The sequence below is a fragment of the Streptomyces sp. NBC_00483 genome, assembly GCF_036013745.1.
Lineage (GTDB): Bacteria > Actinomycetota > Actinomycetes > Streptomycetales > Streptomycetaceae > Streptomyces.
The window spans coordinates 3539030-3561967 of sequence record NZ_CP107880.1; the positions used below are offsets into that span (position 1 = coordinate 3539030).

A 22938-nucleotide genomic window follows, 5' to 3' on the forward strand; every position below is an offset into this window, starting at 1 on the left:
ATACCGGGGCCGCCGCGAATCGGTGAGGGTCGGGGACCCGCGGCGGCCCCGGAGTTCAACTCCCGGTCAGCGGTGGTCGCTGCCCGCGGAGGTGGAGGCCGCGCGGCCCGCCTCCAGACGGGCGACCGGGATGCGGAACGGGGAGCAGGAGACGTAGTCCAGACCCACCTCGTGGAAGAAGTGGACCGACTCCGGGTCGCCGCCGTGCTCGCCGCAGACGCCGAGCTTGAGGTCGGGCCGCGTGGCGCGTCCCGCCTCGACGGCGGACTTCACGAGCGAGCCGACGCCGTCCTTGTCGATCGTCTCGAACGGCGACACCCCGAAGATGCCCTTCTCCAGGTACGCGGTGAAGAACGAAGCCTCCACGTCGTCGCGGCTGAAGCCCCAGACCGTCTGCGTGAGGTCGTTGGTGCCGAAGGAGAAGAACTGCGCCGCCTCGGCGATCTGCCCGGCCGTGAGGGCGGCGCGGGGCAGCTCGATCATGGTGCCGATGGCGAGCTTCAGCTTGACGCCGTGGCTCTCCTCGACCTCCGCGATGACCTGGTCGGCCTCCTCGCGGACGATCTCCAGCTCCTGGACGGTGCCGACGAGCGGGATCATGATCTCGGCGCGCGGGTCGCCCTTGGCGGCCTTGCGCTCGGCCGCGGCCTCGGCGATGGCGCGGACCTGCATGGTGAACAGGCCGGGGATGACGAGGCCGAGACGGACGCCGCGCAGGCCCAGCATCGGGTTCTGCTCGTGCAGCCGGTGCACGGCCTGGAGGAGGCGCAGGTCGTTCTCGTTGTTGTCCTTGCGGGACTCGGCGAGCGCGACGCGGACCGAGAGCTCGGTGATGTCCGGCAGGAACTCGTGCAGCGGCGGGTCGAGCAGGCGGACGGTGACCGGGAGGCCGTCCATCGCCTCGAACAGCTCGACGAAGTCCTGCTTCTGGAGCGGGAGGAGCAGCTTGAGGGAGTCCTCGCGCTCGCTGTCCGTGTCGGCGAGGATCAGCTTCTCGACCAGCTCGCGCCGGTCACCGAGGAACATGTGCTCGGTGCGGCACAGGCCGATGCCCTGCGCGCCGAAGCGGCGGGCGCGCAGCGCGTCTTCCGCGTTGTCGGCGTTGGCGCGTACGCGCAGGCGGCGTACTCGGTCCGCGTAGGCCATGATCCGGTGCACGGCGCCCACGAGTTCGTCGGCGTCGTCGGCGCCGGCGTGCATCCGGCCCTCGAAGTACTCGACGACCGGGGAGGGCACGACGGGCACCTCGCCGAGGTAGACCTTGCCGGTGGAGCCGTCGATGGAGACGACGTCGCCCTCCTCGACCACGGTCTCGCCGATGGTCATCCGGCGGCGCTTGGTGTCGACCTCGAGGTCCTCGGCGCCGCAGACACAGGTCTTGCCCATGCCGCGGGCGACGACGGCGGCGTGCGAGGTCTTGCCGCCGCGCGAGGTGAGGATGCCCTCGCAGGCGATCATGCCGTCGAGGTCGTCGGGGTTGGTCTCACGGCGGATCAGGATGACCTTCTCGCCGGAGCGCGACCACTTGATGGCCGTGTACGAGTCGAAGACCGCCTTGCCGACCGCCGCGCCCGGCGAGGCGGCGATGCCGCGGCCGAGCAGCTCGACCTTCGCCTCGTCGTCGAAGCGCGGGAACATCAGCTGCGCGAGCTGGGCGCCGGAGACGCGCTGGAGCGCCTCGGCCTCGTCGATCAGGCCCTGGTCGACGAGCTGCGTCGCGATGCGGAAGGCGGCACCGGCGGTGCGCTTGCCGACGCGGGTCTGGAGCATCCACAACTGGCCGCGCTCGATGGTGAATTCGATGTCGCAGAGGTCCTTGTAGTGGTTCTCCAAGGTCTCCATGATCTGCATGAGCTGGTCGTACGACTTCTTGTCGATCTGCTCAAGCTCGGCGAGCGGCACCGTGTTGCGGATGCCCGCGACGACGTCCTCGCCCTGCGCGTTCTGAAGGTAGTCGCCGTACACGCCCTGGTGGCCCGAGGCCGGGTCGCGGGTGAACGCGACGCCCGTGCCGGAGTCCGCGCCGAGGTTGCCGAAGACCATCGAGCAGACGTTGACCGCCGTGCCCAGGTCGCCGGGGATGCGCTCCTGGCGGCGGTACAGCTTGGCGCGGTCGGTGTTCCACGACTCGAAGACGGCCTTTATGGCCAGGTCCATCTGCTCGCGCGGGTCCTGCGGGAAGTCCCGCCCGGCCTCGGTCTTGACGATCTTCTTGAAGCGCGTGACGAGCTTCTTGAGGTCGGCGGCGTCCAGGTCGGTGTCGACCGCGACCTTCTTCGCCTCCTTGGCCTTCTCCAGGGCGTCCTCGAAGAGCTCGCCGTCGATGTCGAGGACGGTCTTGCCGAACATCTGGATGAGGCGGCGGTACGAGTCCCAGGCGAAGCGGTCGTCGCCGGCCTGCTTGGCGAGGCCCTGCACCGACTTGTCGGAGAGACCGATGTTGAGGACGGTGTCCATCATGCCGGGCATGGAGAACTTGGCGCCCGAACGGACCGACACCAGAAGGGGGTTGTCGGCCTGGCCGAGCTTCTTCCCCATCTTCTTCTCGAGCGCGTCGAGGTGCGCGGAGACCTCGTCACGGAGTGCCACCGGCTCCTCGCCGCTGTCGAGGTAGACCTTGCAGGCCTCGGTGGTGACGGTGAAGCCGGGCGGGACGGGAAGTCCCAGGTTGGTCATCTCGGCGAGGTTGGCACCCTTGCCGCCCAGCAGGTCCTTGAGGTCCTTGTTGCCCTCGGTGAAGTCGTAAACGAACTTCGCTACCTGAGGATCCTTGTTCTCCGACACGTGTCTCGACTCCTCGAGGCTCGGTGGCTGCCCTGACGGCGAGGAACATACCCAGATCCAAGGCCTGTGGGTACGTCCACTCAGCTGTCACACGGGCGTAACCACCCGTCCGCCAGGAGATCGAAAGTGATGGACGGGGGGTGACCCTCTCGGCCTTTCGTTCATTACTTGAAGGCACTACCCCCGTAGACCCCACCCAACGCTCACTTGAGCGCACTCTGCTCGTTTGTGCGTTCAGGCCGTAAATGATCGAACGGTGGCACTGAGTGCCAGGGCTTGGAGAAGTGCAGACGGGCCCCAAGCGCTCATCTGAGCGCAACCCCGATCAGGGGTGGCGAGAATCACGCCGTTTGAAGCGGCTCCCGGACGATCCCGTTCCAGCATGCGGACGCCTCTCGGGGGCGAAACGGGCGCGTCACAGGCCCAGTGCCGCCAGCCGCCGCTCGGCCCGCGCGGGGGCGTACAGCTCCTCCACCACCAGCGCTCCCGCTCCGATGAGCGCCGAGCGCTCGCCGAGCCGGGACGTGACCACGTCCAGGTGCGCGGTCGAGCGCGGCAGGGCCCGTTGATACAGGAGTTCACGGACGCCCGTGAGGAAGGCAGTTCCGGCCAGATCTCCGGCGATCATGAGAACGCCGGGGTTGAGGAGCGTCACGACGGTCGCGAGGACCTCGCCGACGGCGTGCCCCGCCTCCCGCGCGAGCCGCAGCGCCTCCGGGTGCCCGGCGGCCAGCAGCTCGCGCACATCGGAGCCGGACCTCGCGGGGACACCCGCCTCCGTCAGGCGGCGCGCCACGGCCCGGCCGCTGGCGACGGCGGCCAGGCAGCCGTACGAGCCGCACTTGCACAGCGCGTCCGCGCCGTCCGGCACGCGGATGTGCCCGATGTCGCCCGCGCCGCCGTCGATGCCCCGGTAGATCGCGCCGTCCACGACGACGCCCGCCCCGATGCCGGTGGAGACCTTGACGAGGGCGAAGGCGCGGCAGTCGGGGTGGGCGGTGCGCTGTTCGCCGTACGCCATGAGGTTGGCGTCGTTGTCGACGAGGACCGGGACGTCCGCCGGGGTGCCCGCGCCCTCGGCGGCGGCGCGGGCGAGCCGGCCCACGATGTCGTAGCCGTCCCAGCCGGGCATCATCGGCGGCTGGACGACCCGGCCGGACGCGAAGTCGACGGGGCCCGGCACCGCGAGGCCGATCCCGCACACCAGGCCGGGCGAGCGGTCCGCCTTGCGCAGCAAGTCACCGAACCAGCCGCCGAGTTGGGACAGCACCCGCTCGGGCCCGTCGTCGACGGTGAGGGTGTCCATGTGTTCCGCGAGCACCTCGCCGGTCAGGGACAGGACCGCGGCGCGGGCGTGCCGGGTGTCGAGGTCGGCGGCGAGCACCACGGCGTGCGCGTCGTCGAACTCCAGGTGGATCGAAGGGCGGCCGCCGAGCCGGGAGTTGACGGGACCCGCGGCGCCCTCGCGCAGCCAGCCCGCGCGGAAGAGCCGGTCGAGCCGTTGGCCGACCGTGGCCCTGGACAGGCCCGTGACCTCCTGGAGGGCGCCTCGCGTGGTCGCTCTGCCGCTGCGCACCAGGTGCAGCAGCTCTCCGGCGCTCGCCTGATTCCCCGCCATGCCGTTCCGGCCCCCTTACGGGCCGTCCGGCCCCCTTGCGTTCATCAACTGTGCGTTACATTCTAGGTTTTGCGTGTGAAATAGACGTAACCCTATGCGGGGAACCGCGTAACCGACACCCGTTGGAAGAGGTGTGGGAAAGCCTGTGGAGCACACGACCGAGCGGCGCGGAGGAGCGCTGCGGCCCGCACGGCCCCGCGTCTCCTTACGGGACCGCGCCGCGCGCGTGCTCGACGCGAACTGGACGGGGACCTCGACCGTCCCCTCGCGCAAGCTCTACCCCCACCAGTGGTCGTGGGACTCGGCGTTCATCGCGATCGGCCTGCGTCATGTCTCTCCGCTGCGCGCCCAGGGCGAGTTGGAGACGCTTCTTGCCGCGCAGTGGGGCGACGGCCGGATCCCGCACATCGTCTTCAACCCCGCCGTCGCGCTCGACGCGTACTTCCCCAGCCCCGACTTCTGGCGCTCCTCCACCGCGGGCCGCGCCGCGGGCGCCCCGGCCGCCGTGCAGACCTCCGGCATCGTGCAGCCGCCCGTGCACGCGCTGGCCGCCTGGCTGGTGCACCGCGCGGATCCGGGCCTGTCCCGCTCCCGCGGCTTCCTGGAGCGTGTGTACCCCGACCTCGCCGCCTGGCACCGCTATCTCCTCCACCGCCGCGACCACGGCGGCGCGGGCCTCGTCTCCGTGGTCCACCCCTGGGAGCAGGGCATGGACAACAGCCCTTGTTGGGACGCCCCGTTGAGCCGGATCGCCCCCGCCCCCGCACTCTCGTTCCGCCGCGCGGATCTGGAGCACGGCGCGGCGGACGACCGCCCGACGGACCTCGACTACGGACGGTACGTCCGCCTTGCGGCCGACTACAGGGACGTCGAATACGCGGACGCAGACGGGGAGTTCGCGGTCGAGGACCCGTCCTTCAACGCCCTGCTCGCGGCCTCCGAGCACGCGCTGGCCCGGATCGCCTGCGAGTTGGGAGCCAGGGGGACGGCTCGGCACGCGCGCGCGGAGCGGCTGACGGCGGCGCTGGTGCGACGACTGTGGGACCCGCGGGCCGGGATGTTCTTCTGCCGGGACTTACGCGGCGGGGGCGGCCTCGTCCGCGAGTACGGCGTCTCCGGGCTGCTGCCGCTGATCCTGCCGACGCTGCCGCGCGAGGTGGTGCGGGCGCTCGTGGACACGGCGCGCGGACCGCACTTCGGCGTCGGTGATCAGGTACGGATGGCGCCCAGCTACGACCTGCTCGGACCGGCCTTCGACCCGCACCGCTACTGGCGCGGGCCCGCCTGGTTCAACACCAACTGGCTTCTGGAGTACGGACTGCGGCTGCACGGCGAGCTCGCGCGGGCCGGGCGCCTGCGCACCGCCATGCTCGACATCGCCGGGGCTTCGGACTTCGCCGAGTACGTGGATCCCCGAACGGGGGCGGGCTGCGGCGCCCGCGGCTTCGGCTGGACGGCCGCGCTGACGCTGGATCTGCTGGCCGAGAGGACGACACGATGACGGACGGGTACGGACATGGGCAGGGGCGGCAACTCCTGGTGTACGGAGGGACGTTCGCGGCGACCGACCCGTCGGGGGCGCTGACCGCGGTGCGTGGCGGCTTCTCGCCGGACGGCCTGTTCGTGCGGGACGCGCGCCACCTGTGCCGCTGGCAGCTCACGGTCGACGGGGCGGCGCCCGAGGTGTTGATGCCGATGTCGTACGAGGAGGAGGGCGTCGGCCGCTGTGTGCTCGTGCCGCGCGGCGGGCGCCAGGAGCCTTCGGCGTACACCCTGTTCCGCGAACAGGCGGTGACGGAGGGCTCGTTCGTGGAGCTCCTGAAGGTCGTCTCGAACCGCCCGGTGCCGACGACGGTACGCGTCGCGCTCACGGTGGACGCGGACTTCGCCGACCAGTTCGAGCTGCGCTCCGACCACCGTACGTACCAGAAGCCCGGGGCGGTACGTACGCGTGAAGTCCTGGACGACGGCGTGGAGTTCACGTACACGCGGGGCGACTGGCGCTCGTCGACGACGGTGACGAGCGAGCCCGCGCCGGACGCGGTGGAGGAGACGGGAACCGGGGCACGCCGCCTCGTCTGGACGCTGGACCTCGCGGGACAGGGCGTCGCGGAGCTGGCGCTGCGGGTGATGGCGCGGCCGTCGGGGACGGAGTCGGCCGGGGCGGCGGTGGCAGCCGGAGCGGCGGCGAGCCCGGCGGCGGTGGCGGCCGAACTTGCCCGGACCGTGAGGGAGTTCACGGAGGGCGTCGAGCTGCCGGGCGCGTGGCCGGAGCTCGCGGACGCCTGTACGCGGGGGCTTGCCGACCTGGCGGTGCTGCGGGTGCCGGCGGCCGGGCCCGACGGGGAGCGGCATCTGGTGCCGGCGGCCGGGGTGCCGTGGTTCCTGACGCTGCTCGGCCGGGACGCTGCGCTGACCTCGCTCTTCGCGCTGCCGTACCGGCCGGAACTGGCCGCGGCGACGCTCCCGGTGCTGGCCGCGACGCAGGCGACCGAGCAGGTGGAGGGGGCGGTGGCGCAGCCCGGGAAGATCGTGCACGAGGTGCGGCACGGGGAGTTGGCGCACTTCGGGCAGGTGCCGTACGGGCGCTACTACGGTTCGGTGGACGCGACGCCACTGTTCCTGATCCTTCTCGGGGCCTACGTGGAACAGACGGCGGACGTGACCCTCGCCCGGCGTCTGGAGTCCCACGCGCGAGCGGCGGTGAGCTGGATGTTGGACCACGGCGGCCTCACGTCCCGCGGATACCTGGTCTACCGCGCGGACCGGGGCGGGCTCGCCAACCAGAACTGGAAGGACTCCCCCGGCGCGATCTGCTCTGCCGACGGCGGCCGGGCGACGGGCCCCGTGATGGCGGCGGGCGCGCAGGGCTACGCGTACGACGCGCTTCGGCGGACGGCGGTGTTGGCCCGGACGATCTGGGACGACACGGTGTACGCGGATCTGCTGACGCAGGCGGCGTCGGACCTGCGGGACCGCTTCGTACGGGACTTCTGGATGGAGGAGGCGGGGTTCCCCGCGCTGGCCCTGGACGGCGAGGGCCGCCAACTGGACGCGCTCGCCTCCGACGCGGGGCACTTGCTGTGGTCGGGCCTGCTGGACAAGGAGTACGGGGAGGCGGTCGGCCGTCGTCTCCTCGAACCGGACTTCTTCTCCGGCTGGGGCGTCCGCACGGTGGCCTCCGGCCAGGCCGCGTACCACCCGCTCTCCTACCACCGGGGTTCGGTGTGGCCGCACGACAACGCCCTGATCGCGCTCGGCCTGGCCCGGTACGGGCTGCACGACGAGGCGCGGACGGTGGCGGGTGGCCTGATCGCGGCATCAACCGCCTGCGCCGGCCGCCTCCCGGAGGTAATCGCAGGCTACGCAAGCTCGGCCTACCCGGCGCCGGTCCCTTACCCCCACGCCTGCACCCGCGAATCCCGCTCAGCGGCGACACCGCTGGCACTGCTCAGCGCGGTGGGGGGTTAGCGGGGGCGGGGTGGGCGCCGGTCGGATTGTGGCGCGGCACCAGGGTCGTTGGGCGGTGCCGGGGTGGGCGCCGGTAGCAATCGCTGCGCGGCGACGGGCCTTTGACCTGCACCGGCGTGACTCCCCCGCCCGCTGATCGCGGTTGACGCCCAGCCCACCTGGGTCGTCCGCCTCCCTCGATCACCTGCTACTTGCCCTTACCCCGTACCTCGCCCATCTCCCACCCCCCGCCCCCTCCGGGGGCTCCGGCCCAAGGGGGCACGCGTGGTAGGTCATCGTGCCCCCGGAACCGCACCAGGCCTGAAGCCGCACCGGAGCCGGGCCCCGTCGGCTGTTGCGCCGCACCGGGGTGCCGCCTTGCCCACCCTGCCGCCCGATGGGGTCTCCCCTGCTCGGAGCTTGTCGGAGAGCTTGGGGAAGGCAGATTGCCCAAGGCGGTGGGCGCCGACCGCCAGGGGTGGGGAGCCGGGGCCGACGGCGGACTACCCCGAGAGTGAGCGGCACCCCGTCGGGCCGACGCCCCCCGGAGGGGCGGGTGGGTGGGAGATGAGCGGGAACGAGGCGATCAGCACTCGGTCGACCCCCGCCCCCGCGAAGTGGCGGCCCCATCAAGCCCCTGCGGCGGCTGGGCAATTAAAGCCCCGCTCTGGGACGAGACTCGGGGTCCGGGGCAGGACCCCGATCTTTCCAGCCCCGCCGGCGATTGAGGCGCGGGGTCCGGGGCGGAGCCCCGTGGTCGGAGGACGGTGCCGGGGAACGGGACCCGTCAGCCCCCGGACGTGTCCAGTTCCGCGTCGGCCGAGATGCCCGCGCAGTCGTTGGGGTCGTTCAGCCAGCCGTCCGGCAGGACCACTCGTCCGTTGCCCGACGTACGGCCCCGCGGGCCGTCCGCACCCGCGGGCCAACCCTGGTCGAGGTCCAACTCGTCCAGCCCCGCCCGGAGTTCACCAAGGGACGACGTCGTCGCGAGGCGCTTGCGGAGTTCGCCGCCGACCGCGAAACCCTTCAGGTACCAGGCCACGTGCTTGCGGAAGTCGATGACTCCGCGCGATTCGTCGCCGATCCACTCGCCGAGCAGCGTCGCGTGGCGCACCATCGCATCCGCCACCACCCGCAGCGTCGGCCGCACCCGCTCCTCGCGCCCCTCGAACGCCGCCACCAGATCCGCGAACAGCCACGGCCGCCCCAGGCAGCCGCGCCCGACGACCACCCCGTCGACCCCGGTCTCACGGACCATGCGCAGCGCGTCGTCCGCCGACCAGATGTCGCCGTTGCCGAGGACAGGGATCTCCGGAACGTGCTCCTTCAACCGCGCAATCGCGTCCCAGTCCGCCGTGCCGCCGTAGTGCTCCGCCGCCGTACGCCCGTGCAGCGCGATCGCCGTGACGCCCTCCTCGACCGCGATCCGGCCCGCGTCGAGGAACGTGATGTGGTCGTCGTCGATGCCCTTGCGCATCTTCATCGTGACCGGGATGTCGCCCGCCCCCGACACGGCTTCCTTCAGGATCGCGCGCAGCAGCGGGCGCTTGTACGGGAGCGCCGACCCGCCGCCCTTGCGCGTCACCTTCGGGACCGGGCAGCCGAAGTTCAGGTCGATGTGGTCGGCCAGGTCCTCCTCCGCGATCATGCGGACGGCCTTGCCGACGGTCGCCGGGTCCACCCCGTACAGCTGGATCGAACGAGGCTTCTCGGTCTCGTCGAAGTGGATGAGCTGCATCGTCTTCTCGTTGCGCTCGACCAGCGCCCGCGTCGTGATCATTTCGCTCACGAACAGGCCCTTGCCGCCCGAGAACTCCCGGCACAGGGTGCGGAACGGCGCGTTCGTGATCCCCGCCATGGGGGCGAGCACCACGGGGGGCTGCACCAGGTGGGGGCCGATGGTCAGAGCGGACATCTCAGGGCTCTCCGGGACGGACGACGGGTGGGGGCAAGCATCCATTGTCCCTCACTCCCCGCTCAGCCCGTCACGGCCGCTGTCCCTCACTCCCCGCCCGGCCCCCGCCCCGCCCCCGCTCAGCCCGTCACGGCCGCCGGCGCCGCCAGTTTCTCCAGGCGCCCACCGGTCTCCTCGTCCGCGGGAACGTACGCGACCAGCCGGTACCCGCCGCTCTCCGGCGACAGCCACAGGTTGCGGTGCTCCAGGCGCAGCAGCCCCACCTCCGGGTTCCGGTACCGCTTCACGTGCGGCACCATCGGCGCGACCTCGTGCCGCTCCCAGATCGCGCGGAACTCCGCCGACATCTCCAGGAGGCGGGCCACCCGCGCCTTCCAGGCCGGTTCGGCGACATGCTCGGCCATCGACGTGCGGTACTTGGCGGCCAGGTCGCGCAGCATCTCGTCGCGGTCGAGGAACTGCTCGCGCCACCGGTCGCTCATGGCGAGCAGCCACATGCAGTTGCGCTCGTCGGGGGCGAGTTCGGCGGGGTCGCCGAAGACCGCGGCGTAGGCGGGGTTGTGGGCGAGTACGTCGTAGCGGGCGTTCTGCAGGGACGCCGGGTAGGGCGACAGACCTTCCATGAGGCGCAGCATCGTCGGCGTGACGGCCGGGCAGACGGTCTCCGCGTGCGGGTCGGTGGTGCCCGCGAGCGCGAAGGCGTGGGCGCGCTCGGTCGGGTCCATCTGGAGGGCGCGGGTGATCGCGTCGAGGACGCCGGGCGAGACGTTGATCGCGCGGCCCTGTTCCAGCCACGTGTACCAGGTGACGCCGACCGCGGAGAGGTGCGCGACCTCCTCGCGGCGCAGTCCTGGGGTGCGGCGGCGCGCGGTGCGCGGCAGTCCGGCCCGCTCCGGCTGGATCCGCTCGCGGCGGCTGCGCAGGAACGCGGCGAGTTCCAGCCTTCGGGGGTCGTCGGAGACGGGGCGGGTCGACATGCCACCAGGATGCCCCGGCCCTCATCCGGTTGCCAGGTACCGCCTGTAACAGGATGAGGAGACTCTGGTACCAGGCTGAGCGCGGGGCGATGGTCAACCCATGACGACCCTCGGCACCACCACCACCGGCACCGCATCCGCACTACCGGCACCACCGGCCCCCGCCACCGCGCCCCCAACGCGGGACGCACCCCTCCTCGGCCCCATCGGCCTGTTCACCGTCCTCATCGGCGCCGCCCTCCCGATGATCGACTTCTTCATCGTGAACGTCGCCCTGCCCAGCATCGCCCGCGATCTCGACGCCTCCCCCGCGGGCCTGGAGATGGTGGTGGCCGGTTACGCGGTCGCGTACGCCGTGCTGCTCGTCCTCGGCGGCCGGCTCGGCGACACCTTCGGGCGGCGCCGGCTGTTCCTGCTCGGCGTCGTCGCCTTCGGCCTGACCTCGCTGGCCTGCGGTCTCGCGCCGAACGCGTGGGCGCTGGTCGCCGCCCGCGTCGCGCAGGGCGCCGCGTCCGCGCTGATGCTGCCGCAGGTCCTCGCCGCCATCCACGCCACGACGAGCGGGGAGCGCAGGGCGAAGGCCGTGTCCCTGTACGGGTCCGTGGGCGGCGTCTCCGTCGTGCTCGGGCAGGTCCTCGGCGGGGTGCTGGTCGCCGCCGATCTCGCCGGGACCGGGTGGCGGGCAGTCTTCCTGGTGAACGTGCCGGTCGCCGCTGCCGCCCTGCTCCTGGCCGTACGCACCGTGCCGGACAGCCGCGCCGAGCGTCCCGCGCGCGGTGATCTCGCCGGGACGGTGCTCCTCGCGGCGTCGCTGACCGCGCTGTTGCTGCCACTGACCGAGGGCCGGGCGGCGGGCTGGCCGCTGTGGTCGGTGCTCACGCTGCTGGCCGCGCCCTTCCTGACCTGGGCCTTCGTCTCCGTCGAGCGGCGGGCCGAGCGGACCGGCGGGAGTCCGCTGCTGCCGCCTTCCCTGGTGGCCGCCCCGGCGGTGCGGCGCGGGCTGATCCTCGGCCTACCGGTCTTCGTCGGGTTCGCGAGCTGGATGTTCGTGAGCGCGGTCACCCTCCAACAGGGCCTGCACTACGGGGCGTTGAAGGCGGGCCTGACGCTGGTGCCGATGGGCGTGACCCAGTTCGCGGCCTCGGTCCTCGCGCCGCGGCTCGCGGCCCGGTTCGGCGCGCGGACGCTGGCGCTGAGCGCCGCCGTTCACATCGCGGGCCTCGCGACGGTGGCGCTGACCGCGCTGTGGGTGCCCTGGGACCGGATCACTCCGCTGGTCCTGGCCCCCGGTCTCGCCCTGATCGGGATCGGTGGCGGCCTCCAGCTGCCGCTCTACTACCGGATCGTGCTGGCCGCCGTGCCCGCCGCACGGGCCGGGGCGGGCAGCGGCCTCGCCGCCACCGTGCAGCAGGCGTGCCTCGCGGTGGGCGTGGCCACGCTCGGCTCACTCTTCCTCGCGCTGGTGCCGGGGGCGGGGATGCGGACGGCGCTGGCCGTCGTCCTCGCGGTGCAGGCCGCCGGACTGCTCGGCCTCGCGGCCCTGAGCGTACGCATGCCGCGGAACCTGGCCTGACCCCGACCGGCGACCTCGCGTGTCCGGTCTGTGGCGACTCGGGCTACCGTCAAACACATGCCCGATGCACCCAACCCCCTCCCCCACCGCAGGCGCATGCTCGTCCTGGCGATCTGCTGCATGAGTCTGCTGATCGTCAGCCTCGACAACACCGTCCTGAACGTCGCCCTCCCGTCCATGGCGAAGGACTTCGACGCCACGCTCTCGGGCATGCAGTGGACGATCGACGCCTACACGCTGGTCCTCGCGGCGCTGCTGATGCTGGCCGGTTCGACCGCCGACCGGATCGGCCGGCGCAAGGTCTTCAAGATCGGCCTCATCGTCTTCACGGCCGCCTCCGTGGCCTGCTCCCTCGCGCCGAACCTGGAGTCCCTGGTCGCGTTCCGGATGTTGCAGGCGGTCGGCGGCTCGATGCTCAACCCGGTCGCGATGTCGATCATCACGAACACCTTCACCGACCCGCGCGAGCGGGCCCGCGCCATCGGCGTGTGGGGCGGCGTCGTCGGCATCTCCATGGCGGCCGGGCCGCTGGTCGGCGGCCTGCTCGTGGACTCGGTCGGCTGGCGTTCGATCTTCTGGATCAACCTGCCGGTCGGCCTCGCCGCACTCCTGCTCACCATCCGCTACGTCCCCGAGTCCCGCGCCCCGAAGGCCCGCCGCCCCGACCCGGTCGGCCAGCTCCTGATCATCGCGCTGCTCGGCTCACTGACGTACGCGATCATCGAGGCGCCCTCGGCGGGCTGGACCTCGGTGCGGATCATCGTCTTCGCCTCGATCGCCGTCGCCTCGCTCATCGGCATCCTGCTGTACGAGCCCCGGCGCGAGGAACCCCTCATCGACCTGCGGTTCTTCCACTCGGCGCCGTTCAGCGGCGCCACCGTGATCGCCATCTGCGGCTTCGCGTCGCTCGGCGGATTCCTGTTCCTGTCGACGCTCTACCTCCAGGACGTACGCGGCCTGGACGCGCTGCACGCGGGGCTGTGGATGCTGCCGATGGCGGCGATGACGCTGGTGTGCGCCCCGCTGTCGGGCCGCCTGGTCGGCAGCCACGGCCCGCGCCTGCCCCTCCTCGTCGCGGGCGTGATGATGACGGCGAGCGGGATCCTCTTCGCGGCGTTCGACGCGGAGACCTCGAACACGACGCTCTTCATCGGCTACGTCCTGTTCGGCATCGGATTCGGCTTCGTGAACGCCCCGATCACCAACACCGCGGTCTCCGGAATGCCGCGCGCGCAGGCGGGCGTCGCGGCGGCGGTCGCCTCCACCAGCCGCCAGATCGGCCAGACCCTCGGCGTCGCGGTGATCGGCGCGGTGCTCGCGTCGGGCGTCGCCGGATCCTCGTACGCGAAGGCCTTCGTGGAGGCCAGCCGCTCCTGCTGGTGGATCATCGCGGGCTGCGGCCTCGCGGTCCTGGTGCTCGGCGCGCTGACCAGCGGGCACTGGGCGCGGGAGACGGCGCGGCGGACGGCGGAGCGTCTTGAGAACGCGGAGGACGCGGCCGTCACGAAGGCGGCCACGGGCTCATGACCGGGCGGTCGCCAACTCCCTGAGCGCTTCGAGGCGTTCACCGCTCACGGCGTCCGCCGGTGTGTACGTCACCATGCGGGCGCCGCAGTCCCGGCCGAGCCACAGGTCGGTGTGGACGACGGAGAGCGGCCCCACGTACGGGTTGTGGAAGTGCTTCACCTTGCTGGGCACGGACTGCACCACCTCGTGCCGCTCCCACAGCTCGCGGAACTCGGGCGACTCCTCGATGAGCCGCTTGAGGACCAGCTTCCAGGCGGGCTCGCCGAGGTGCTCGGCCATGCCGGAGCGGAACTTGGCCGCCATCGTCCGCAGCACGTCGTCGAGATTCGTGATCGCGGAGCGCCAGCCCTCGTGCGTGAACGCGAGCAGCATCCAGTTGCGGTCCTCCGGCGGGATCTCGTCGAGGTCGCAGAGCAACATCCCGTAGGTGCGGTTGTAGGCGAGGATGTCGTACCTGCTGTTCTGTACGCAGGCGGGGACGGGCTCCAACCGGTCCATCAGGTCAAGCAGTTCGGGTGTCAGCGTGGTGCAACTCGCCGCCGGTGTCGGGTCGATGGCGCCCGCGAGGCCGAACAAATGGGCCCGCTCGCTCGCGTCGAGCCGCAGCGTGCGGGCGAGCGCGTCGAGGACCTGCGCGGAGACCTGGATGTCGCGGGCCTGCTCCAGCCACGTGTACCAGGTGACACCGACCGCCGAGAGGTGCGCGACCTCCTCGCGGCGCAGGCCGGGAGTGCGGCGGCGCCGTCCGCGCGGCAGGCCGACGTCCTCGGGGGTGATCCGCTCGCGGCGGCTGCGCAGGAACCCGGCCAGTTCGTGCCGCCGGATCTCGCCGGGCTGCTCGTCCCGCACGTCCCGCGTCTCGTGCGCCATGGTGGTCATGTCTCCAGGCTGCACCTTGGAGGCGGCCCCACGCACGCTGTTTCCAGGTAGAGGTTCTACCAGGATAAGAAGGCTCTGGTACCAGTCTGAGCGGCGGCGCACGCTCAGTGCCATGACCACCCACACGCAGTCCCCGCCGATCGCACCTCCCGTGCGATCCGGCACCGGCACGTCTCTTTCAGGCCCCGGCCTGTTCACCGTGCTGCTCGGCGCGGCCCTGCCCCTCATCGACTTCTTCATCGTGAACGTCGCCCTGCCCACCATCGACCGCGACCTGTCCGCGAGCGAGCCGGTCCTGGAGCTGGTGGTCGCGGGCTACGGCATCGCGTACGCCGTGCTCCTGGTCCTCGGCGGCCGGCTCGGCGATCTGGTCGGCCGCCGCCGACTGTTCCTCGGCGGCATGGCCGCCTTCGGCCTCACCTCGCTGGCCTGCGGGCTCGCCCCGACCGCCTGGACGCTGGTCCTTGCGCGGGTCGCGCAGGGTGCCGCGTCCGCCGCGATGCTGCCGCAGGTGCTCGCCACGATCCAGGCCACGACGGCCGGGACGCGCCGCGCCAAGGCGATGAGCATGTACGGGGCGACGGCCGGCCTGTCGATGGTGGCGGGCCAGGTCCTGGGCGGCGTACTCGTCTCGGCCGACCTGTTCGGCACGGGCTGGCGCTCGGTGTTCCTGGTGAACGTGCCGGTGGTGGTGCTGGCCCTCGTGCTCGCCGTCCGTACGGTCCCCGAGACCCGCTCCGACCGCCCCGAGCCGGTCGACGTCCCCGGCACGGTGCTGCTCGCCCTCGCCCTGATGGCACTGCTCGCCCCGCTCACCGAGGGCCGGGCGGCGGGCTGGCCGCTGTGGACGTGGATGTCGCTGGCTGCGTTCCCGGGTCTTGCGTACGCGTTCTACGCGGTGGAGCGCAGGGCCGACCGGGCGGGACAGACGCCACTGATCCCGCCGTCCCTCCTCCAACTGGTGTCGCTGCGCCGGGGGTTGCTGATGGTGGTGCCCTTCTCCATCGGCTTCAGCGGGTTCATGTTCGTGATCGCGGTGGCGCTGCAACAGGGCGAGCGGCTCAGCGCGACCTCGGCCGGCCTTGCCCTGGCCCCCATGGCGGCGGTCTTCTTCGTGGCATCGCTCGCCGGTCCGCGGCTGGTGGCCCGCTGGGGTACGCGGGTCGTCACCGCGGGCGGTCTGCTGCAGGCGGCGGGGATCGTACTGATCGCGCTGGCGGCGTGGCGCACCTGGCCGGACCTCGGCGTGCTCCAGCTGCTGCCCGGCGCGGCACTCGCCGGGGCGGGCCAGGCACTCCAACTGCCCATCATCTTCCGGATCATCCTGTCCGAGGTGCCGACGGAGCGGGCGGGCGTCGGCAGCGGCGTCATGACGACGACCCAACAGGCCTCCCTGGCCCTGGGCGTGGCCACGCTCGGCACCCTGTTCCTCTCCCTGACCTCCTCGCAGGGCATGCGCGACGCCCTGATCACGACGCTGCTCGTGCAGCTCGCGACGGTAGCGCTGACGGTGGGGCTCAGCCTGCGCCTGCCGCGCGTGATCGCCTGACCGGTGACCGCGCGGCGCGGCGCGGGCCCCGGCATGCTGGTTGCCATGAGCCCACGCCCGCCGGACCCGCGCACCCCGCCCTCGGCCGTCACGCCGGTCGACTCCGTCTTCGTGCGTACGCACCTGGGGGCGCCGCCCGAACTGAACGCTGCGGAATGGGAGTTGCGGGTGGAGGGCCTGGTGGAACACCCCTTGACCCTGGATCTCCCCGCCCTCCTGGCCCTCCCCCAGCACCACCTCACGTCGGTCCACGAGTGTTTCGGGAGCCCGTTCGCGCCGAATGTGCCGACGCGGGCGGTGACGAACCTGGAGTGGACCGGCGTCCCGCTGTCCACCGTCCTGGACCGCGCCCGGCCGACCGGCGCGGCCCGCCACGTGTGGTTCGAGGGGGCGGACCACGGTGACTTCGCCGACGAGAAGGGCATCGGCTACGTCAAGGACCTGCCCCTCGCCCGCGCCCACTCCGACGTCCTGCTCGCCCACTCCCTCAACGGCGCGCCGCTGCCGGTGCAACACGGCTTCCCCGTACGGGCGGTGGTGCCGCACATGTTCGGCACGAACTCGGTGAAGTGGCTGACGCGCCTGGTGGTCTCGGACGTCCGCCCGGACCACCTCTTCACCACCCGCCTCTACAACCGGGACGGCCACCCGGTCCGCGACGTCGACGTCAACAGCAAGCTGCTCGCCCCGTACGACGGAGACGAAATCCCCTCAGGGGACGTCGAGTTGACGGGCCGGGCGTGGAGCACGTCGGCGGTGGCGAGCGTGGAGGTGTCCGTGGACGACACCCCGTGGCGGCCGGCCAAGCTGGAGCCCACCCCTCAACTCCCTTACGCCTGGACCCGTTTCACCCTGGACACCACCCTCTCCCCCGGCCCGCACCGCATCCGCAGCCGCGCCACGGACACGAAGGGCCGCGTCCAGCCGCCACCGGGGGCACGCAATTCCGTGCACGAGATCGAGGTGCGGGCCCGCTAGGGCCCGTCGTCGAACTCCCACCTGCCCGACAAACTCCCGTCCGCCCGGCCGGGTACCGAATGACAGGTGACAGATATTGAAATCTGTCACCTGTCATGTCATGGTGGATGACATGACCCTCCACACCCGCCCTCTGGGCACCACCGGTCCCGACGTCTCCGCCCTCGGCCTCGGCTGCATGGGCATGTCCGCGCTGTACGGCGAGGCCGACCGCGCGGAGTCCATCGCCACCGTCCATGCTGCGCTCGACGCGGGCGTCACGCTCCTCGACACCGGCGACTTCTACGCGATGGGCCACAACGAGATGCTGATCGGCGAGGCCCTGCGCACGGCCCCCGCAGCGGCCCGGGAGAACGCGCTGACCAGCGTGAAGTTCGGCGCCCTGCGCGGCCCGGACGGCTCGTGGAACAGCTATGACGCCCGCCCCGAGGCGGTGAAGAACTTCGCCGCGTACTCGCTGCAGCGCCTCGGCGTCGACCACATCGACATCTACCGGCCCGCCCGCCTCGACCCCGAGGTGCCGATCGAGGAGACGGTCGGCGCCATCGCCGAGCTCGTCGAGCAGGGCTACGTACGCCACATCGGGCTCAGCGAGGTCGGCGCGGACACCATCCGCCGGGCCGCCGCCACGGCCCCGATCTCGGACCTCCAGATCGAGTACTCGCTCATCTCGCGCGGCATCGAGGAGTCGATCCTGCCCGCCACCCGCGAGCTGGGCATCGGCATCACCGCGTACGGCGTGCTGTCCCGCGGCCTGATCTCCGGCCACTACACGCGCGACCGCAAGCTCGGCGCGGGCGACTTCCGCGCCTTCAGCCCGCGCTTCCAGGGCGAGAACCTCCAGCACAACCTGGACCTCGTCGACCAGCTCCGCAAGATCGCCGAGCAGAAGGGCGCGAGCGTCGCGCAGATCGCGATCGCGTGGGTGGCCGGCCGCAGCGAGAACATCGTGCCGCTGATCGGCGCCCGCACCCGCGAGCGCCTCTCGGAGGCCCTCGGCGCGCTCGACGTGCGCCTGGACGCCGCCGACCTCGCCGCCATCGAGGCGGCCGTGCCCGCCGACGCCGCGGCCGGCGACCGCTACCCGGCGGCCCAGATGGCACACCTCGACAGCGAGCGCTGATCGGCGCCGGGTAACTTCGTAGCCATGGCCCCCGAGACCCTGACCCCCGAGCGCATCCTCGCCGCGACCGAGGACGTGCTGCGCAGGCACGGTCCCGCGAAGGCGACCGTCGTCGACGTGGCCCGCGCGCTGGGGGTCAGCCACGGCTCGGTGTACCGCCACTTCCGTACGAAGGCGGAGCTGCGCGGCGCGGTCACCAAGCGCTGGCTGGACCGGACGACGGCGCGGCTCGCCGAGGTCGTCGCGGCCGACGAGCCCGCCGCCGGCAAGCTGCGCCACTGGCTGGCGACGCTCTTCGAGGCGAAGCGCCACAAGGCGGGCGACGACCCGGAGCTGTTCGCCACATACTCCGTCCTGACGGACGAGCAGGGCGGCGTGGTCCACGCCCATATCGACGAACTGGCGGCCCAGTTGACCGCTATCCTCCAACAGGGCGTGACGGCGGGCGAGTTCGAGATCGAGGATCTCCCCGCGACGGCCCGGGCGGTCTTCGAGGCGACGGCCCACTTCCACGACCCGGTGTACGCGCCGGAGTGGTCGCACCCGGACGCGCAGCGCGCCTTCGACACGCTGGTGTCCCTCGTCGTGCGCGGGATCTCGGCCCACTGACGAGGGCTCTCCTGGCGGAACCGTGCATTCACTCTCGGCCATGCTGTGCGGCCGTTTTCAGCGCTGAGCAGGAGGCCCGTCCTCGGCGTACTTCGCCGTGACAGCGGCCGATACCAGCAGTAACACCGTTGGCCATAGGTTGACTTCGGCCGATGCATGCCTCCAAACATCTGACCGAATCCACATGGCTGCCACTGTGAAGTTTTCGCAGCCCCTCGTACGCTCCGCATGAGGGCTGGATCACAGATCATCCCCACGCTCTCCCGACTTCCGCCCCAAACGGAAGCAGCGCCCCGGACCCCGGCGCGGTCGACCCCTGGACCCCCGCGACAGCGGTGTCGACCCCGGCAGTCCCGCGGACGGCGCGACCAGAGGATTCACTTGAACCCCCACAGACGCACAAGGGTGCCGCCCTGCGGCTCGCCGGCTCCGTCAGCCGGACCCGCCCGCGTCTCTGTCCTTGAGCGCGAGCTCGGCCCACACCACCTTTCCGGTGAGCGTCGGCCGCACGCCGACAGCGGAGGCGTAGGCCGAGACCAGGAACAGACCCCGGCCTCCGGGCTCGAGGAAGTCCGGTGGCTCCACGGGGATGACCACGAGCTCGGGGGACGTGTCGGCCACTTCGAGGCGGACACCATCGACGGTTCGGATGATGGCCAACTCGAAGGTGCCGCCGTCGCAGTGCCGCACATTGCTGCACAGCTCGGTCACCACGAACGACGTGTCGTACACCAGCCCGTGCAGGCCCCAGCACCGCAGGCGGGCACCAACGATCCGGCGAATCTGCTCCAGGCGGTGCGGGCTGTACTCCATACGGATCGAGCACGGCTGATCGAGCATGTCGATCACATCGATCTCATCCGTCGACTGGTCCGGCATTACCCCTCCGGGGGTCCCATGGGAGTGAACTCGCTTGTGGACAACGGGCGTTGGACCGTCATCTTGGTACCGAAACCCTGCCTTAGGCAAGTATTACGTAAGAATCACCATTCCGATGGAGCGGGTAGGCATATGACAGTTGTGTGGCCTGAAGGCGCGGGACATCATGTGGCCATGCCCCAGAGCGAGATGCCCACCATGCGGAGCCGTCGTCTCGGTGCCGAGCTGCGACGACTGCGCTCCGAAGCCGGTCTGAAGGTCAACGACGCGGCACTGGCACTCGAATGCGGGCAGCCGAAGATCAGTCAGATCGAGACGGGAAAACGGGGCATCCGCCGGCTCGACCTGACAACGCTCCTCAATCTGTACGGAGTCGAGGACGACCGGCAGCGCACCAACCTCAAGCGCCTGGCCCGGGACATCCACAAGGTCGACTGGTGGTCGGGCCAAGGGCCGCTGCTGAGCGACGACTTGCGCGACTACCTCACCCTCGAAGCGGATTCCTCGCTCGTGCGGTCCTTTGAACCTTCGGTACTGCCAGGGCTTTTGCAGACAGAAGCATATATGCGAGAGATATTCACCGTGGGGGCCGAAGAGGATCGCGTCGAACCCCTTGTGAATACTCGAATGAGGCGCAAGGATCTACTCGGCGGACCTGCGGAATTCCGCCTGAGAGTGGTCATCGACATGCCCGCACTGCACCGCATACCGGGCCCACGGGCATTGATCCGTGAGCAGTTCGAATACCTGATGGAAGCAAGCGGTCTGCCCAATGTCACCATTCAGGTGCTGCCATTGGACATCACCCTGCCCCTCGCGCAGTACGCTCCGTACACGCTCTTCACGATGCGCGGCGAACCGCCCGTGCAGGTGGCGTGGCTGGAGCACATGACCGGCGGCACGCTCCTTGAGCAGCGCCCCGACGTGGAGATGTACACGAAGGCCTGGGACGACCTGACGGCCGCCGCGCTGTCCCCCGCACAGTCCCGCCTGTACATCAGTGACCGAATCAAGCAAGAAAGTGGGCCGTGATGCTCCCCACCTCCGCCCCCACCGCCTCGCACGTCGAAGTCGGGTCAGCGGTCTGGCGAAAGAGTACGTTCAGCGGCGCATCCAATGGATGTGTCGAGCACGCCGAACTCACATCGGACCGGCGGGCAATCCGCGACACGAAGCATAGGGAGTTCGGAGCGGTCGTCTTCGAATCCTCGGCGTGGCACGCATTTGTTTCAAGCGTCAACTCTGGAGTCCTGCCACTATGAGCACGGGCACCACGGACAGCATTCCGTTCGGTATCGCACTGGAGAAAGAGAAAGCGCGGCTCTATGCGCTCGACATCTCCGAGGCCCAATGGCTGAGTGCCCCCGGCGGCCCGACCCGGGGCGGCCCCGTGGAGATCGCCGCGCTCGGCGACGGCGCGGTGGCCCTGCGCAATCCGGCCGACCCCCGAGGGCTCGTCCTGCGCTTCACCGCCCATGAGTGGGAGGCGTTCAAACTCGGGGCGCTGCACGGCGAGTTCGACTGAGACTGAGACTGAAGAGACTGAGACTGAGACCGAAAACGAAACGCCCCGGCCCACCGCGGAAGCGGTCGGCCGGGGCGTTTCGTACGCAAAGAGCCGGTCAGCAGCCGATGAGGCGGCTGGCGAGGTAGCCCTCGATCTGGTCGAGGGAGACGCGCTCCTGCTTCATGGTGTCGCGCTCGCGCACGGTCACCGCGTTGTCGTCGAGGGTGTCGAAGTCGACGGTGACGCAGAACGGCGTGCCGATCTCGTCCTGGCGACGGTAACGACGGCCGATGGCGCCGGCGTCGTCGAAGTCGATGTTCCAGTTCTGCCGCAGCGCCTGCGCGAGGCCCTTCGCCTTCGGCGACAGCTCCGGGTTGCGGGACAGCGGGAGGACCGCGACCTTCACCGGGGCGATGCGGTGGTCGAAGCGCATGACCGTGCGCTTCTCCATCTTGCCCTTGGCGTTGGGCGCCTCGTCCTCGAGGTACGCGTCCATCATGAACGCGAGCATCGCGCGGCCGACACCGGCCGCGGGCTCGATGACGTACGGCGTGTAGCGCTCGCCCTTCTCCTGGTCGAAGTAGGAGAGGTCCTGGCCGGAGGCCTTGGAGTGCGCGGACAGGTCGTAGTCGGTGCGGTTGGCGACGCCCTCGAGCTCGCCCCACTCGCTGCCGCCGAAGCTGAAGCGGTACTCGATGTCAGCGGTGCGCTTCGAGTAGTGGGAGAGCTTCTCCTTCGGGTGCTCGAACCAGCGCATGTTCTCCTCGCGCATGCCGAGGCCCGTGTACCAGTTCCAGCGCTGCTCCATCCAGTACTCCTGCCACGCCTCGTCCTCACCGGGCTTGACGAAGAACTCCATCTCCATCTGCTCGAACTCGCGGGTGCGGAAGATGAAGTTGCCGGGCGTGATCTCGTTGCGGAACGACTTGCCCATCTGCGCGATGCCGAAGGGCGGCTTGCGGCGCGAAGTCGTCTGCACCTGGCTGAAGTTGGTGAAGATGCCCTGCGCGGTCTCGGGGCGCAGGTAGGCGACGGAGCCGCTGTCCTGCGTCGGGCCGAGGTGCGTGGAGAGCAGGCCGGAGAACTGCTTGGGCTCGGTGAACGTGCCCTTGTTGCCACAGTTGGGGCAGGAGAGGTCGGCCAGGCCGTTCTCGGGGAGCCGGCCCTTCTTCGCCTCGAACGCCTCTTCAAGGTGGTCCGCACGGAACCGCTTGTGGCACGAGGTGCACTCGGTCAGCGGGTCGGTGAACGTGGCGACGTGGCCGGAGGCCTGCCAGACCTCGGTCGCCAGGATCACGGACGAGTCGATACCGACGACGTCCTCGCGCGAAGTGACCATGTAGCGCCACCACTGGCGCTTGAGGTTCTCCTTCAGCTCCACGCCCAGCGGCCCGTAGTCCCAGGCGGCACGCTGACCACCGTAGATCTCGCTGCAGGGGTAGACGAAGCCACGGCGCTTGCTGAGGCTGACGATGGTTTCGATCTTGTCGGCGGCCACGGTGCTCTCTTCATTACGGCGACGGTGAGCGCGCTGGATACGCGCTCCGGGAGCGAAGCTTTTAGGTTACCG

18 protein-coding genes are annotated in these 22938 nt (G+C 70.8%); 11 read left to right on the forward strand and 7 right to left on the reverse strand.

The features are described from left to right. Positions 1-66 precede the first annotated feature (66 nt). Together ppdK and OHA73_RS15680 are read right to left on the reverse strand one after the other, a co-directional pair. Complete coding sequence (gene ppdK, locus OHA73_RS15675) at positions 67-2784, reverse strand: pyruvate, phosphate dikinase (protein WP_327655337.1); 2718 nt, start codon at positions 2782-2784, stop codon at positions 67-69. A gap of 415 nt (positions 2785-3199) precedes the next feature. Next, positions 3200-4402, reverse strand: coding sequence for an ROK family protein (locus OHA73_RS15680; protein WP_327655338.1), 1203 nt, complete (start codon positions 4400-4402; stop codon positions 3200-3202). Positions 4403-4547: 145 nt separating this feature from the next. Here OHA73_RS15680 and OHA73_RS15685 point away from each other — a divergent pair, with 145 nt between their 5' ends. Continuing rightward, the gene (locus OHA73_RS15685; RefSeq protein WP_443063083.1) at positions 4548-5903 is read left to right on the forward strand and encodes an MGH1-like glycoside hydrolase domain-containing protein; all 1356 of its coding nucleotides are present in this window, start codon (positions 4548-4550) and stop codon (positions 5901-5903) included. Further along, positions 5900-7873, forward strand: a complete 1974-nt coding sequence (locus tag OHA73_RS15690) for an amylo-alpha-1,6-glucosidase (RefSeq protein WP_327655339.1) — start codon at positions 5900-5902, stop codon at positions 7871-7873. The genes OHA73_RS15685 and OHA73_RS15690 overlap by 4 nt, the downstream gene beginning before the upstream one ends. A 766-nt stretch (positions 7874-8639) precedes the next feature. Here OHA73_RS15690 and dusB read toward each other — a convergent pair. Continuing rightward, positions 8640-9767 (reverse strand): tRNA dihydrouridine synthase DusB, encoded by a 1128-nt coding sequence (dusB, locus tag OHA73_RS15695; RefSeq protein WP_266719883.1) that lies wholly within the window; start codon positions 9765-9767, stop codon positions 8640-8642. Between the two features lie 119 nt (positions 9768-9886). Beyond that, the gene (locus OHA73_RS15700; RefSeq protein WP_327655340.1) at positions 9887-10744 is read right to left on the reverse strand and encodes a helix-turn-helix transcriptional regulator; all 858 of its coding nucleotides are present in this window, start codon (positions 10742-10744) and stop codon (positions 9887-9889) included. Between the two features lie 100 nt (positions 10745-10844). On the opposite strand from OHA73_RS15700, the gene OHA73_RS15705 reads away from it, so the two are divergent. Further along, positions 10845-12317: an MFS transporter gene (locus OHA73_RS15705; RefSeq protein ID WP_327655341.1), complete on the forward strand. Its 1473-nt coding sequence runs from the start codon at positions 10845-10847 to the stop codon at positions 12315-12317. Between the two features lie 57 nt (positions 12318-12374). Then, positions 12375-13844 carry an MFS transporter gene (locus OHA73_RS15710; protein ID WP_327655342.1) on the forward strand — a complete coding sequence of 490 codons (1470 nt, stop codon included), beginning with the start codon at positions 12375-12377 and terminating at the stop codon, positions 13842-13844. Here OHA73_RS15710 and OHA73_RS15715 read toward each other — a convergent pair. Next, positions 13839-14723 carry a helix-turn-helix transcriptional regulator gene (locus tag OHA73_RS15715; protein ID WP_327655343.1) on the reverse strand — a complete coding sequence of 295 codons (885 nt, stop codon included), beginning with the start codon at positions 14721-14723 and terminating at the stop codon, positions 13839-13841. The two genes, OHA73_RS15710 and OHA73_RS15715, sit on opposite strands and share 6 nt — an antisense overlap. 112 nt (positions 14724-14835) lie before the next feature. On the opposite strand from OHA73_RS15715, the gene OHA73_RS15720 reads away from it, so the two are divergent. The 4 genes from OHA73_RS15720 to OHA73_RS15735 all read left to right on the forward strand — a co-directional run bounded on the left by OHA73_RS15720 (position 14836) and on the right by OHA73_RS15735 (position 18982). Further along, entirely contained in the window at positions 14836-16272 is a 1437-nt protein-coding gene (locus OHA73_RS15720) for an MFS transporter (protein WP_327655344.1), read from the forward strand. Positions 16273-16317: 45 nt separating this feature from the next. Further along, the gene (locus tag OHA73_RS15725; RefSeq protein WP_327655345.1) at positions 16318-17250 is read left to right on the forward strand and encodes a molybdopterin-dependent oxidoreductase; all 933 of its coding nucleotides are present in this window, start codon (positions 16318-16320) and stop codon (positions 17248-17250) included. A gap of 112 nt (positions 17251-17362) precedes the next feature. Then, positions 17363-18373, forward strand: a complete 1011-nt coding sequence (locus OHA73_RS15730; RefSeq protein WP_327655346.1) for an aldo/keto reductase — start codon at positions 17363-17365, stop codon at positions 18371-18373. A gap of 24 nt (positions 18374-18397) precedes the next feature. Then, positions 18398-18982, forward strand: coding sequence for a TetR family transcriptional regulator (locus tag OHA73_RS15735; RefSeq protein ID WP_266719867.1), 585 nt, complete (start codon positions 18398-18400; stop codon positions 18980-18982). Positions 18983-19414: 432 nt separating this feature from the next. Here OHA73_RS15735 and OHA73_RS15740 read toward each other — a convergent pair whose 3' ends face one another. Beyond that, positions 19415-19861 (reverse strand): ATP-binding protein, encoded by a 447-nt coding sequence (locus OHA73_RS15740; RefSeq protein WP_266719865.1) that lies wholly within the window; start codon positions 19859-19861, stop codon positions 19415-19417. Positions 19862-20035: 174 nt separating this feature from the next. Here OHA73_RS15740 and OHA73_RS15745 point away from each other — a divergent pair, with 174 nt between their 5' ends. Genes OHA73_RS15745 through OHA73_RS15755 form a run of 3 tightly spaced genes read left to right on the forward strand, consistent with a single transcriptional unit; the run spans position 20036 to position 21386 of the window. Then, positions 20036-20893 carry a helix-turn-helix domain-containing protein gene (locus OHA73_RS15745; protein ID WP_266719863.1) on the forward strand — a complete coding sequence of 286 codons (858 nt, stop codon included), beginning with the start codon at positions 20036-20038 and terminating at the stop codon, positions 20891-20893. Further along, positions 20893-21123, forward strand: a complete 231-nt coding sequence (locus tag OHA73_RS15750) for a DUF397 domain-containing protein (protein WP_266719861.1) — start codon at positions 20893-20895, stop codon at positions 21121-21123. The genes OHA73_RS15745 and OHA73_RS15750 overlap by 1 nt, the downstream gene beginning before the upstream one ends. Beyond that, on the forward strand, positions 21120-21386 hold the full coding sequence (locus tag OHA73_RS15755) for a DUF397 domain-containing protein (protein ID WP_266719859.1): 267 nt from the start codon (positions 21120-21122) through the stop codon (positions 21384-21386). The genes OHA73_RS15750 and OHA73_RS15755 overlap by 4 nt, the downstream gene beginning before the upstream one ends. A 97-nt stretch (positions 21387-21483) precedes the next feature. On the opposite strand, the gene OHA73_RS15760 is transcribed toward OHA73_RS15755, so the two are convergent. Next, positions 21484-22866: a glycine--tRNA ligase gene (locus OHA73_RS15760; RefSeq protein ID WP_266719857.1), complete on the reverse strand. Its 1383-nt coding sequence runs from the start codon at positions 22864-22866 to the stop codon at positions 21484-21486. Positions 22867-22938 lie beyond the last annotated feature (72 nt).